Here is a 13,248-nt window from a genome sequence, read left to right as displayed (position 1 = left end):
TGAGAACGTGCGAATCCATATATGTAAGCCTACGACAGATGTGCGGCTTTGTCTAATTATGTCGCATAAAAGCGCACGTCCCGTTGCAGAATAAAAATAGCTGATAATGTTGCATTATCATTCCAATAGGGAGATTTTGCTTAATCAAGCTGATCGACAGCGGTGAAATCAATGCCCCCGGCTTCGCATTGCGGAGCGCTGCGGCCCTGCTACAAAGGTAGAATATAGACCATAAGGAACCTAGGACGACAAAAATGGCGCTGAGCATCAAAGACCACGACACTGAACAGCTTGCCCGCACCCTTGCCGAACGGACTGGCGAAAGCATCACACTGGCAACCAAGCGCGCGCTCGAAGAGCGCTTGCGCCGGCTTGGCTCTGACATGCGTAAGGCCGCCCTGCTCGAGGATCTCGAAGCGATCCAGCGTCGCTGGAACGCCCAGCCTGTCCTTGACAACCGCACGGCCTACGAGATTCTCGGTTACGACGAAAACGGGCTGCCATCCTGATGGTCATCGATACCTCCGTCCTTGCCGCCATCGCCTTCAATGAGCCGGAAGCGGCAGCTTTCCGTGAGCGCATTGCAGACGACCCCGTCCGGCTCATCTCCGCTACGACCGTCCTTGAGGCTGCCATGGTGATCGAGACTCGACTGGGGGAAGCCGCAGGCGCCGACCTCGATCTCTGGCTCTACAAGGCGGACGTCGAAATCGTTCCAGTCACAGCCGGGCATGCCGATCGAGCTCGGCGCGCCTGGCGGCGTATGGCAAGGGACGCCATCCAGCAGCCCTGAACTACGGCGACTGTTTTTCCTATGCTCTTGCCGCGCTGGCCGGCGAACCGCTGCTCTAAAAGGGCAACGACTTTTCGCAAACCGACGTCAAGGCGGCGTGAGGACTTATTCATGGCAGCGCAAAGCGACCCAGCAAATACACTCGCTGATGCGTTGGCCACCGCACAAAGTGGCAAGCCGAGCCAAAGTGGGAACACCTGTACGATCGACGAGATCTGGTCTCGCTCCGCTGACGGTTAGGCGGGCTCGAATCAAGACATGTCGTCGGCGCACGACGATCTCTGCAACACCGACGGCCTGCCGAAATGACCGAAGTCTCCTCCGCATCCGCCCTTAAACGCGCCGAAGAGCTGGACGCACTCGACGCCATCCTGCCGTTCGACCGCCGTGATCAACTGGCAGAACTGCTCACCGATGATGGTGTCGCGACGCTGAAGCATCTGGCCAAGGAAGGCATGGGTGCAAATACGCTGCGGGCGCTTGCCTCCGACGTCGCCTATCTCGAGATCGGGTGTGCGCTTTCCACCGGCGCTCCCCTCCCCTGCCCTGCATGACAATCCGCCTCAATCGCACCAAGACGACCAGTGGGACAACGTCGACCGCCGGGCGCTTTCGGCGCAGTCGATCAACCTAATCCTCAAATCTCGATGCGCCAGGACCGGGCTCGATCCGCAAGCGCTCTCCGCCCGCGGGCTGCACTCCGGCTAGCGTAGAGCTCGACCGGTGGAGAACCGCAGTCGTGAAATTGCACCTCACACCGAGTCCCCTTCCCTCAGAGTACAGCGGCCACCGGCCCGATCACACAGACGTCACCGCTATCTTGTTGCAAGGACGTCTGTGACGCGCTGCGAATTCCCGAGCCTGACTTTCGGGCAACGGAGGAGAAAACAGGTAGCCCTGAACGCTGGTGCCGCCCAAGGCTTTCAACGCGGCGAGCTCTTCCTGTGTCTCCACGCCCTCGATTACGCATTCCAGTGCCATTTCGGTACTGAGCGCTAGAAGAGACTTCACGATCTTGTAGCTTGCCGGTCGCTGATGCAAATCCTTGACGAAGCTTCGGTCAATCTTGAATTTCGTCAAGGGCAGCGCGTGCAGTCGCGTCAGGCTTGAGTACCCAGTGCCGAAATCGTCCAGTGAAATGCCGCAACCAAGCCGCCGCAACACTTCGACCGACCGCTTGACCTGCTCAAAGTCATGCGCGAGGGCCGTCTCGGTGATTTCAAGATCAAGGCGCTGCGGATCAAAGCCACTGCTCTCGATAATGCCGATCAGCGCCAGAAGGCCGTCGTTCGAATTCAGGTCGTGGGCCGACAGGTTGAATGAAAGGCGCATCGATGTATCCCACAACGATGCCGCGGCGAGTGCCTTCTTCAAGAGCGGTCTCGTCAACGACCCGACGATGCCTGCCCGCTCAGCGATTGGGATAAAACAGGCCGGCGAGACCTTTCCAAGGACCGGACTGTTCCACCGGGCCAGGGCTTCAAACCCGATGGTGCCCAAGTCGCGAATATCGACAATTGGCTGGAACACCACCGACAGCTCGTTTTCAAGCTCTGCCTGCTTCAGGACACTTTCTATCTTGGCGTCAGAATTGATGCGCTGTTCATGGTCGGAATTAAAGAGCACGGCGCCACCACGCTTTCTCTTCTTGGCGTGGTAGAGCGCGTAGTCGGCTCGGTCGAACAACTGCTCCCGGCTCAAAGCCAGGTCTGGAAAGACAGCGATACCCATGGAGGCTGAGACGTGCACCGTTCCTTCGGGCAAATGATACGGCTCCCTGAGCCTGGCAGTGATTGCGTTGGCGTTGCCGACCAGTTGATCGTCGTCCGGCGGTACTGGAACGATGATTGCGAATTCATCACCCCCCAGCCTGAACGCTGTGCTCGCCGTCAAAAGTCCCGACAGACGATTGGCAACCTCGGCCAGAAGCCGATCGCCCACTGAGTGACCGTAAAGATCGTTGACGGGCTTGAAGCCATCAAGGTCCATGACGCCGAGAGCCAGGCGCATGCCGTTCGCGCGTGCCCTCTCGAGTTCTGTTGCCAATAACGCGAAGAACGCACGCCGGTTCGCAAGGCCGGTCAGGCTGTCTAAATTGGCCAGTCTGAAATTCTCGTTGCTCAGCGCCTCGCTCCGCTGCTTGGCAATCACCATGCTTTCGAAATTTCTGTAGTTTGTCAGCAGAATGGACATCATCCCCGCGCAGACCATCAACACATTGATTGCGATCGCCACGAAGGTCGGCTGGGCCATCGATACGAAGAAGGCGATAAACGCGCCATTGACGATGACCGTTACGATGAACGCGGCCGAACGCACATACATCAGGCAGAATATGCAGGAGATAACGGTGATCGCCATGTAGAAGGCGACGTGCGACCTGGCATAGGCATCGCCGTAAGGAAAGAGCGCGAACGACCAGAGCGTAAAGGCGACAGCGATTACGCCCGCAAGACGGTTTGTGCGCAAAAGCGCCGCGTGAGCCATCTCGGGCGATGGGCTGACATTGCGGGTCTTGAGCCAAAAAACAACTCTCAGACCACAGCCGATCGTGAGCAAGACCGGGACACCGATCGTCAGCCAGGTTGGAGCGGCGCTCAAATGTGTAAACGCGAGCGCCCAGGTGCTGGAAACCAGAATGAAATACATCATCGGCATCTGGCGCGTGAAGGCTCGATACTGCGCTTTGAGAAGCTCAGGATTGTCGCTTTCCACCGACATGAATTGCCGGAGTTTCCACTGTGCTCTCTCGATACCCATTGAACCGCCCATCGACCGATGAAGCATTGCTAACATACCCGTCCTTACGATCCGGAAAAGCAGCAGGGTTAACCAAATGCGAAGACTGGCAGCGAGCCACAGATGTGTCCGCGGCGTCAATTGCGCGACCGGCGGCATTCTGATCCAAGCTCTTCAAAGCGCGCCCCTGTCCTTGAGACCTCACCCCGCCCGGCGTAGCGGGCCGTTGGCGCGCAATTGAGCCATCAACATCGGACCGATCGCGAACTCTCCTCGTTTGGCTCTCCGGGTCAAATCGCGAAGGTAACCGCCAGCCGAGGTGATATGCCCTCCCCTTTCCAGAATACAGGCCATGATGGTTGCCGCGTTTTCAGGACCGAGGATGGACGAGGCCTCCTCATAGGCCGACGGACTGACACCCAGCATTTTTCGGACGACCACAGCAGCCGTCATGAGGTCCCGGAAACTGCGTATCCCGGTCGGCACGTAGTCGGCAATCTGCGGGCAGGCCTGCAAAACCAGGCCGAGGGGGAACGGCTTGATATCTTCCCGTGCGGCCCTCTCCGGAGGCTCACGTCCCCCAACTGCCGGGGCAATCATGTCCGTTGGCAAGTGTGGTCCCCGTTCTTGCTCTGCCGTCGCGCCTTGCTTCGGTTCGAAGCTAAGTTCAAGTTCAGAAATAGAGTCTGGTTTTGAATTCTGTATATGCCGCTCATTTTGACCGGCATTGCCGCTCGTTTTTCTCGATCTGATCCGCATTTCCAGCCGATTGGTGATCTCGTCCCGCAACATTTCCAGTTCTTCGAGACGGCTTTCGAGTTGGTCGGCCGTGGCGATACGTGAAAGGCCGACCACGAGCTCCTGCAGGTGCGTAAGCACCGCCATCCAGCCTGCTGCCGGATCATCCTCGATCGCAGCCTCGACAAGCTTGGTAATATCGCGGCGGCAAAGTGTGATCCGTTCCCGCAAACGCTGAAGGTGGATGCGCTCGGCGATGACACGTGCCGCAAGTTCTTCGATCTCATCCGCCCGGGCAAGCAAGGGTGCCAGGGAGAAGCCGAAAGCCTCGCTGATCTCCCCTCCCCTGCCCTTATGGGCGTACCGCTTGCCATTGGGACTGTCCTTTCGGATCAGCAGGCCGGCGGCGACCAGGACGGCCAGGTGCCGGCGGATGGTCTGCTCCGCCATCCCGTGAGCACGAAGCGACAATTGCGCATTAGACGGGAACACAATCAGCCCGCCTTCTTCACTAAGCTCGTTCTTCGGGTAAAAACTCAAAAGCGCGTTCAGGACCGCAAGGGCACGGTCGGTGACGCCCAGCAGCGGTCTGGCTTCACAAAGCGCCCTGTACAGCTTCCATTTATCGACCGACTTGTCCGGCTCGATGTCGCGCGACGCCATCTGCGATGCGAGCATGCCAAATGACATCGGCCGCCGCCCGAAGGGCGTCGTCACATGTCCGCGTTCCATCTCTTTCACCTTTCTGAAGGCAAAAGAAATCCGCTCACCAAAAACGGTGCCAAAGACTCTTGACGGGGATTCGTGAAAATGCGATTCTCGATCTGCTAGGAATACGAGGAAGGCTTCCACGACGGCAACGTTGTTGGGGGCCTTTTTCTTTTGCTATTTCGCTCCTATTTTCCTGTTAATTGTCAGCTGACAATTTAGCTAGCTCTATGAGTTTGCAGCTGTTTCCTGTTCAAACTCGCTCACCAGCGCCGGCATCCGCTCGGACAGAAACCTCGCGAACTCCGGTGAATTGACCGCAATCTTCGACCCGCGTGCGCCATGCTCAAGCGACGCGAGTAGAAGACCCTTCTTGGTGCGAATTGCCTCCGTCTGCTTCGCTTTCTTCTCTGCTGGCTCGGCCATGGCCTTCCAGAGGCGCTCGAAGCGAAGGTTCGTATCCGCCTGATTGAACTCTTCTGACTGCAATTCCTTGCCAAGCCGCTTACCCGCGCCACTCACCTTGAGGCGCTCGGCGAACGCCAGCCAACGAGGCCGCCCGATCTTCGGCGCGGGGCCGATGGCCAGAATGATGTCCGATGCAACCCCTTCCGCGACCTGCAGCAAGCGAGAAAGCTCCGGCTTGTCGACGGAGAGCGCCTTGGCAATGGTGTCTCTGTCGAAGCCGTGCGTGTCCATGCGATGGGCGAAGAGAGCACGTTCAATGAAGCTCAGGTCAACACGCGGCCCGTTCTCCTGCCCCTGAGCAAGGATAACTTCCTCATCCGTGAGCTTGCGGACGATTGCACGAACAGGAAGGCCAAGACTTGCTGCCGCACGAAGCCTTCGATGGCCGTAGGCCGCCTGATAACGCCCCTCCTGCAGCGGATGGGGTCTGACCAGGATCGGGACCTGCTGACCCGTATCGCGGATCGAGTTGGTCAGGTGTTCCTGTGCGGGGTCTGTGTCGAGCGGAATGCGATCCTGAATGAACGCAATCTCGATAAATGACGGGTCCAGTTCGACCACCTTGTCGCCTGCGGCCATTGCCTCGCGCAAGCCCTTGGCTGCTGCGGCCTGTTCGCCCAGCCGGCCAAGAGACAGGTTCATCGCGCGGACTGCTCCTGCGGGCTTGTGCGGGGCCGGGGGGGAATGAGGCTGCTCGGCGGAAGCCGGAGCGGCAGAATTTACCATGCCCTTCAGGATGTCCCGCCCCTTCATGCTCGACCCCACGCTGCTCGAACCAACGTCTCGATTTCCATGTTCACGCCATCCATCGCTTCAACCGCACGATCGTAGGTCTGTCGATGCATCGTCTCGCGTCCAGCCTCGTAAATGGTCTGTTTCGACAGGCCCGCATCGGAGACGGCCGTCGACTTCACCATCATCTGGGTCAACACGCGTTCGCCGAACAGGCTACGAAGAAAGGCCGTGATCTGTGCCTGCGGCCCATCGTTTGCCTCATAGCGGGTGACGACATATCGCATCCAATCATACTCCAGGTCACCGCCCGCTTCCTTGACGACGTTGAGCAGATCCGACGTCATCGCGAGGAACTGGTTCATCGACGCAACATCGAGCATCTGCGGATGAACGGTGATCAGAACGGCGGTGGCCGCACAAAGGGCCGAGAGCGTCAGGAAGCCGAGCGTCGGCGGGCAATCGATGACCACGACATCGTAGCGGTCATCGATCTCAGCCAAGGCCGAACCGACACGCATGAAGAAGAGGTCCGTGTCTTCGGCATCGCGCGCGGCAAGAGCTCTCGGGGTATCGTGCTCGAACTCGTGAAGTTCGAGATTGCCGGGTATCAGGTCGAGGCCGGGAAAATAGGTTTGCCGGACAATGTCGGAAATCGGCCTGCGGTTTTCATCGTAGCGGATGGCGCCGTAGAGGGTTTCGTTTTCGTTGACGTCGAATTCCGGCTGGTATCCGAGGATTGCCGACATCGATGCCTGGGGGTCGAGATCGAGGGCCAGGACGCGGTAGCCACGCAATGCCAGATACTGGGCGAGATGGATTGCGGTGGTGGTCTTACCGGAGCCGCCCTTGAAATTGGTGACCGCGATTGTCTGTAGATGGTCGCCATCCCGGCGGCCGGGAAGATAAGACGGCTTCGTGCGGCCGAGCACCTGGCGGATCGCATTGACTTCTTCGAGCGAGAACGTCCGGCGGCCACCCGGAGATTTTTCCGAGGTGACGGTCTCATCCTGCGTCGCGATGTGGCGGACATAACTGTCTGTCACTCCGAGAAGTTTTGCAGTCTCGCTGCTGCTGAACCGGCGCAACGATTTTTTCGACGTGGGCGAAAAAAGTCGTTCGAACAGCACCTGCAGCTGGGTGCTCAGCATTGCTGAATCAGAGGCAATCGTCTCTTCTATGGAAACGCGCTCGATTTTGCTCTTTTTTTCCGAAATCGCGGCCTTACTCGCCATTCACGCAAAATCCATATAATTGTTGATTTATGCGCGAATGATCGTCTAACCCCGCGTTTCGTCAAGGGTTTTTTGCTTAACGAGTTATTAACGCGATATCGGGTCAAAGATATGCAGCGATATCAATATCTTGGGATAATTGTCAGCTGACAACTTTTAGCGTTGACTCCCTCAACGACTCGCATTCGATCAAACCAACAAGAGAATCGCGCCCGAACCATGGCCCTGCGCCTCACTCTCAAGGAAGAGCTCGAGTCGCATTGCGCTGCCCAATCCCGCGGCAAACTTGCACGATGCACGGCTCCCTTCCTCGTAAACCAAAGCGGCTATCCGGCAATCGTGGCGCGCCAATCGGTCATCCCGTCTGCTGCAAATCGCAAGAGTGCCGGACCGTTTGGCAAGATCCTCCGCCAACCGAGAAGGATGTGATGGCTTCGGTAGCTGCCGCTGGTCCATGACCGCTACATGAATTGCCGGAACCGCCGTGCGAAACGAGGCACCTGCCGTGATGAGTATCGATTTCCCGGAGAGAGGCGCGTGCCGGGAAACCGGCTGCGCAAGATCCTTTCACAGTGGGGATCAAGAGAAGGCCGGGAATCGGAAGGGGCGGGGTCTTACTGGAACCTTTTTTGAGCGACGATACGCCGGTGAGCATGCCATAGGGACTGATAGTTTCTCAGGGAGCCGTGCAGAATGGTGGGCCATACCTTGTCTGCAAACGCTTGCCGCAACAGGTCCACCTCTCCTCTTGATCAAGAAAGGCGAGTGCGCGCGCCCAGACCAACCACATCTTATTCCCAACCCAGACCTCTGCGGCACTCCTCCCCGCCGACTAACCGGCACCGACTTCGCCGGCAGAGAAGAGCGACTGAAACAATGGTCGACGGGAAATGACCCTTGTGACGCCGTCACTACCGTCTTTTAGGACCCGCGCCCCATGATCGGGGATTTTTTCGCCTGTCCATCGGCTACGGCCAACCCTAGCCTAGCTTACACGCCCCCCCGGGCATTGCCGAACAGCGGAAGTCGCTGCGCCTGCGGAGCAGGTCAGCCCGGATGGACTTCTGCAGACTGCGAGAGGCCAATCCCGGTAGCCTGGATTTCATCGTGTTGCACAAGGTGTTCGCCCAGGTTCAGGCCGCTCATCCGCCCGATAAGGCCTGGCCCTAATGAGCGCCATCAGCATCGGTCCGAGCGAGAATTCGCCCCTTGTCGCCCTTCGGGACAGATAGCGCAGATATCCGCCGGCGGAATTGATACTCGTTGTCCTTTCCAGAATGCAGGCGATCACAGTCGCCGCGTTCTCCGCCCCCATGATCTCGCAGGCTTCCTGATAGGCCGAAGGACTGACGCCGAGCATCGATCGAACCAATACGGCAGCCGCTATCATTTCCCGCCAGTTCGAAATAAGTCCGCCTGGCCCATAATCCGCAAACTGGGGGCATGCCCTTAGGACCATCCGCAGGGGAAAGGTCGCGAGCGGTTCGGCCATCCGTTTCGGCGTAGTCTGCGGGATCACCTCCGGCTCCGGTTCGGGGCCAGGTTCAAGTTCATTGACGGATTCGGGATTTGAATTCTGTATGTGACGACCACTCTGGCCATCACTGCCGTCTGTTTTTCGTATCTTCGATTGAATTTCCAGCCGATTGACGATCTCCTCGCGCAGCATTTCCAGCTCTCCCAGCACTATCGCCATTTCATGGCGAGCCGGAGAGCGTCCGAGACGTGCCACCAAAGCGATATATTGTCCTTCGATCGCCTCCCAGTCGCCATCGGCCCCCTCTTCCACGGCCATCGAGATCAATTTCCTGACGTCGCGCCGGCAGATGGTGAGGCTTTCCTTTGTGAGCCTGAACAGCCTGCGCTCGTCCGCGACCTGCTGGGCCATGCGGGCGAATTCGGCCGCGTGCGCGATCAGTGGCTCAAGGCTGAAGCCGAACGCCTTCTCGATCGATCCGGTTTCGTCACGGTGGGCATAGCGCTTTCCGTTCGGGCTGTCCTGCCGGTGAACGATGCCCGCTTCAACGAGAGCCGCCAGATGACGGCGAAGCGTGGTTCCGGCAATGCCATGGGCACGCAGGGACAGCTGGGCATTGGAAGGAAAGACGACCAGGTTGCGCTCGCACGACAACTCAGGTTCCGGATAAAAGCTCAACAACGCGTCGAGCACGGCCAGAGTCCGATCGTGAAGCCGCAACGTCTCTCGCGCCTCGCAAATGTCGCGAAACACCCTCCACTTGCAGATCGGATGGCGGGCAGGGCAACCTTTCGTATCGAGCTGGCTTTTCACCAGGGCAAGTGACATTGGGCGCCGCCCGAAAGGCGTCGTTACGGTTTTCGTCTGCATCGTCCTTCATCCCTTTTCGGGCAAAAGGAGACCCACACCAGAAAGCCGGTGCTTTCTCAGTCACGAGATTCTTGACGATGATTCCGGGAAATGCGATGCTCCAGCTACCACACTGAGAGAAGGCTTCCGGAGTTCGTTTCGGGGCCTTTTTCTTTTGCCGGTTCAGTCTCCGTTTTTCCCTGCTGCTGCGTCCTGCGGGAAGGCCTTGAAAGGGGCCAGATTACCCGGCAGGTATTTTCCGAACGCGTTCACGTCCGTTGCCTTCACCGTCGGCACAAGGGTGAAGGATCTCCCCGCGATGGCACTCCGCATTCCTTCAGAAGGCGCCCGTCGACGAGCCTTTTAAGGACTGCCCCGTATCAATGCCTTCAACTTCTCCCGACCGGACCGATACGCGCACTCCCGCTGCTCGATGCCGGGGCAGGGGCAGGGGCAGGGGGCAACGAAATCGACTGCCCGACAGGAAATGCAGACCATCGCGTTGTCACATTCCTCCTGACTTGCGCGGCCGCACGGTTTTTCCCGTATCGAAACACCCGTGCCCGTCGAGAGACTGCCGGATTTCACTCATCTGTCGTGCGATGCCAGAAGGTTGTTTGCCGGAGGCGACAAAAGGCGCGCGACCTCTTGCCTCCCGATGGAGCCACTTGAGATTGTTCCACCCCGGCAAAGCACAGAGTTCAACTTCCGCCATGCACGGAGCGCGCAACAGTGCGGTCGCGTCGGGCATCATTATCTTCGTGCGCAGCCGATTGAACCTGCGGGATATCCCTGCGCCATATTGCAGGACCGTGTTAACAGACGCGCGCGATGTGAAGGCCTGCATACTGCCTGAATCCAGAGGGTGAGACGATAGCATCGAAAAGGCGGAGCCGAACTATGGTGCCAGTATGGGCGGCCGTCGATTTCTGGCAAGACGATTGACCCCTAACGAAAGGTTAACGGCATTTTCTGCAGCCTGGCCAGGCAACAGAGGCGTCCGGCTTTTCCCTTCCGTTTTCAATTCGTTGCACGTAACTCTGATCGCGCCAGCCCGGAAAGCCGACCCCACAGTTTTGCTAGTCGCCTCCCATCCGTCGGGGTCACAGGTGACGGCGAAATTACCTCGTTTCCAGCCGCTCGATTACTAGCACTTTTGCAACTGGATCCCATTTCCCAAACCGGCAAACCTGTCTGTGTTTCATTTCACAGGGGATTTGTCCGATGAACATCGTTGCAATCACCAGACCCGTCACGCCCGCCGAAACCGCCATCCTCAATGACATGTATCGTCTTCGCGCCAGGGTATTCCGGGGGCGTCTGTCCTGGGACGTTAGGTGCGTCGATGACATGGAGCGGGACCAGTTCGATGACCTTGACCCTACCTACATCCTGACACTCGGTGCTCGCGACGAGGTTCTCGGATGTGCACGCCTCCTGCCGGCAAGCGGCCGGACAATGCTGCAGGAGGTGTTTCCGCAGTTGATCCATGGCGGTCGCCTGAACGCCCATCACGGCATGATCGAAAGCTCGCGTTTCTGCGTTGACACAGCCCGGTGCGAAGGAAGGGGAGAGGGCTCGTTGCATTTCGGGACCATATCCCTGTTTGCCGGCATCGTAGAATGGTGCCTTGCCAACCGTTACCACGAGATCGCAACAGCCACCGATATTCGTTTCGAACGGATCCTGAAGCGCGCGGGCTGGCCGCTGAGCCGTCTCGGCCAGCCCGTTACAATCAACGAGACCGTCAGCGTCGCCGGTATCCTTCAGGCAGGCGAGGAGATCTTTCAACGGCTCCGTCCCTCGGGATACCGGGCAGACATCACTCGCTCGACCCTCCACGTCGCCTGAGTATGCGCGGATGGTTCATTCCCGATCTCACCCTCGATTGCTCAACAAGCTCCGGACCGCCCTTGGCGAGCGGCTCTGCCTGGCGCTCGACGAGCCCGCCGTTATCGAGATCATGCTGAACCCGGACGGCAGGCTCTTCATAGAGCGAACGGACCAAGGCACCACCTTGGCCGGTGAGATGGCGCCGTCCGACGCGGAAAGCGTAATCGGCGCTGTCGCGCACGCACTGCAGGCGACCGTCGATACTGAACAGCCTATCGTCTCCGGAGAATTGCCGATCGGCGGCCACCGCTTCGAGGGGCTCCTGCCCCCGATCGTGGCGTCTCCAACCTTCGCCATTCGCCGGCGCGCAACGCGGCTGTTTGCGCTCGACGAGTATGTGAAGGACAAGACCATGACCGCGGCCCAGGCCTCGGTCATTCGCCACGCCGTTGCCTCCCGCCTGAACATAGTGATCTGCGGCGGCACGGGTTCCGGCAAGACGACACTCGCCAATGCCGTGATCGCGGAGATTCTAAGTTCGGCTCCCGACGACCGCATCGTCATCCTGGAAGACACCGCCGAATTACGATGCACGGCCCAGAACGTCGTCGCCCTTCACACCAGCGAAACGATCGATATGGCGCGGCTCCTGAAAAGCACCATGCGTCTGCGTCCCGACAGGATCGTGGTGGGCGAGGTCCGCGACGGGGCGGCGTTAACGCTGCTGAAGAGCTGGAATACCGGCCACCCAGGCGGGATCTCCACCGTTCATTCGAACAGCGCCCTTTCGGCTCTCGCACGGCTCGAACAACTGACAGCGGAAGCGAGCCAGCAGCCGATGCAAGCCGTAATCGGCGAAGCGGTCGACCTGGTGGTTTTTGTCGAACGCGGGGCAGGGGGGAGGCGGGTGCGCGAGATCATTCGCGTCGAAGGCTTCAACGGCAACGGCTACCAGTTCACGCCCCAACCCCATGCAGATGAGGACAGCCATGAGGACTGACCGTTCCTTCCGTCCGGGATGGCAAGCTTTGCTGTTGCATCTTGCGCTCGCCACGCCGGCACTCGCCAGCTCGGGTGGCAGCCTTCCATGGGAGGGACCGCTCGAGCAGATCCAGCAATCGATCACCGGGCCGGTCGCGGGTTACATCGCCCTTGCGGCGGTTGCGATCGCCGGTGGCATGCTGATCTTCGGCGGAGAACTGACGGATTTCGCGCGGCGGCTGATCTATATCGTGCTCGTCGCCGGCATCCTGCTCGGTGCGACGTCGATTGTCGGGCTGTTCGGCTCGACCGGCGCGTCGATCGCCATGGCCGGCACATGCTCGACTGGGACCATCTGCCATGCCCCGAGTTTCGGGGGAGGGGAGTGGCCCCATGGCTGAAGCCCGTTCCTTCCTCCAGCGTAACCGCATTCATCGGGCGCTATCCCGTTCGAACCTCCTGCTGGGCGGCGATCGCGAACTCGTGCTTTTGACCGCGCTTGCCGCCGCCATCCTGATTTTCGTGGTATTGACCGTCTATTCGGCACTGCTCGGCATCTCGATCTGGATCGGCATCCTTGGCGCATTGCGCTGGATGGCCAAGGCCGACCCGCTGATGCGACAGGTCTACACGCGCCATATCAACTACCGACATCATTATGCGCCCACATCATCGCCCTGGCGGCGGCCTTGAGG

General features: G+C 59.2%; 10 protein-coding genes and 2 pseudogenes. 7 read left to right on the top strand and 5 right to left on the bottom strand.

The genetic code is table 11. The annotated features are described in order from the left end of the window. The first annotated feature begins 254 nt into the window (after positions 1-254). The 3 genes and pseudogenes from H4I99_RS23805 to H4I99_RS23795 form a co-directional block, all read left to right on the top strand. The gene (locus tag H4I99_RS23805) at positions 255-509 is read left to right on the top strand and encodes a type II toxin-antitoxin system VapB family antitoxin (protein ID WP_163897309.1); all 255 of its coding nucleotides are present in this window, start codon (positions 255-257) and stop codon (positions 507-509) included. Further along, positions 509-852 (top strand): annotated as a pseudogene (locus H4I99_RS23800) (type II toxin-antitoxin system VapC family toxin). The gene H4I99_RS23805 and the pseudogene H4I99_RS23800 overlap by 1 nt, the downstream one beginning before the upstream one ends. 246 nt (positions 853-1,098) lie before the next feature. Continuing rightward, positions 1,099-1,344, top strand: a pseudogene (locus H4I99_RS23795) (integrase); the annotation flags it as partial. Positions 1,345-1,591: 247 nt separating this feature from the next. Here the strand turns inward: H4I99_RS23795 and H4I99_RS23790 are convergent. From H4I99_RS23790 to repC (H4I99_RS23770), 5 genes are all read right to left on the bottom strand, one after another. Then, positions 1,592-3,514, bottom strand: a complete 1,923-nt coding sequence (locus H4I99_RS23790; protein WP_425314409.1) for a putative bifunctional diguanylate cyclase/phosphodiesterase — start codon at positions 3,512-3,514, stop codon at positions 1,592-1,594. A gap of 219 nt (positions 3,515-3,733) precedes the next feature. Next, positions 3,734-5,002 carry a plasmid replication protein RepC gene (gene repC, locus H4I99_RS23785; RefSeq protein ID WP_163897513.1) on the bottom strand — a complete coding sequence of 423 codons (1,269 nt, stop codon included), beginning with the start codon at positions 5,000-5,002 and terminating at the stop codon, positions 3,734-3,736. Between the two features lie 204 nt (positions 5,003-5,206). Further along, the gene (gene repB, locus H4I99_RS23780; protein WP_163897313.1) at positions 5,207-6,199 is read right to left on the bottom strand and encodes a plasmid partitioning protein RepB; all 993 of its coding nucleotides are present in this window, start codon (positions 6,197-6,199) and stop codon (positions 5,207-5,209) included. Next, entirely contained in the window at positions 6,196-7,413 is a 1,218-nt protein-coding gene (repA, locus tag H4I99_RS23775; RefSeq protein WP_163897314.1) for a plasmid partitioning protein RepA, read from the bottom strand. The genes repB and repA overlap by 4 nt, the downstream gene beginning before the upstream one ends. A 1,102-nt stretch (positions 7,414-8,515) precedes the next feature. After that, positions 8,516-9,760 (bottom strand): plasmid replication protein RepC, encoded by a 1,245-nt coding sequence (repC, locus tag H4I99_RS23770; RefSeq protein ID WP_163897316.1) that lies wholly within the window; start codon positions 9,758-9,760, stop codon positions 8,516-8,518. Between the two features lie 1,203 nt (positions 9,761-10,963). Between repC (H4I99_RS23770) and traI the strand changes: the two genes are divergently transcribed. From traI to H4I99_RS23750, 4 genes are read left to right on the top strand one after another with little or no spacing between them, the layout of a single operon-like run. Then, a complete protein-coding gene (traI, locus tag H4I99_RS23765) occupies positions 10,964-11,590 on the top strand; it encodes an acyl-homoserine-lactone synthase (RefSeq protein WP_163897318.1) in 627 nt (208 codons plus the stop codon). Between the two features lie 10 nt (positions 11,591-11,600). Beyond that, the gene (trbB, locus tag H4I99_RS23760; protein ID WP_163897320.1) at positions 11,601-12,572 is read left to right on the top strand and encodes a P-type conjugative transfer ATPase TrbB; all 972 of its coding nucleotides are present in this window, start codon (positions 11,601-11,603) and stop codon (positions 12,570-12,572) included. Then, positions 12,562-12,954 carry a TrbC/VirB2 family protein gene (locus H4I99_RS23755; RefSeq protein WP_244625278.1) on the top strand — a complete coding sequence of 131 codons (393 nt, stop codon included), beginning with the start codon at positions 12,562-12,564 and terminating at the stop codon, positions 12,952-12,954. Before trbB ends, H4I99_RS23755 begins: the two co-directional genes overlap by 11 nt. Further along, complete coding sequence (locus H4I99_RS23750) at positions 12,947-13,246, top strand: conjugal transfer protein TrbD (RefSeq protein WP_163897322.1); 300 nt, start codon at positions 12,947-12,949, stop codon at positions 13,244-13,246. The genes H4I99_RS23755 and H4I99_RS23750 overlap by 8 nt, the downstream gene beginning before the upstream one ends. Positions 13,247-13,248: the final 2 nt, after the last annotated feature.

It is taken from the genome of Paenirhizobium daejeonense (assembly GCF_014280875.1).
Taxonomy (GTDB): Bacteria; Pseudomonadota; Alphaproteobacteria; order Rhizobiales; family Rhizobiaceae; genus Allorhizobium; species Allorhizobium daejeonense.
Note: the sequence above shows the minus strand (reverse complement) of the source record. Positions and strands in the feature narration are given on the sequence as shown.